Below are 240 nucleotides of genomic sequence, written 5' to 3'. Positions count from 1 at the left end.
ACCCACCCCCGCGGGCTACTCCCGCTCACCTCCCCGCCCGGCTTCGGCCAGACGTCCCTCATGGAGTTCGTCGCCGGCCGCCTCGGCCTCGTCCTCGTCCAGGTCGACGGGCCCTCCCTCGGCAGCGCCGTCCCCTCCTTCGCCCCGGCCGCCGCACCGAACCCCCCCCCCCCCCGGGAGGGGGGGAAGATCAACTCCGGGTGGGAGGGGGGCAACAACACCCTTTTCTCCCTGGGGGAC

1 protein-coding gene is annotated in these 240 nt (G+C 75.0%); it reads left to right on the top strand.

Going from position 1 to position 240, the window contains the following annotated elements; translation table 11 throughout:
- The coding region (locus KVT44_RS56840; protein WP_217577153.1) for a hypothetical protein at window positions 1–240 on the top strand (240 nt) is incomplete at both ends.

This window comes from Streptomyces sp. GbtcB7 (genome assembly GCF_019091445.1).
In the GTDB taxonomy this organism is placed as follows: Bacteria; Actinomycetota; Actinomycetes; order Streptomycetales; family Streptomycetaceae; genus Streptomyces; species Streptomyces mirabilis.
This window is presented reverse-complemented; position numbering and strand designations above follow the sequence as displayed.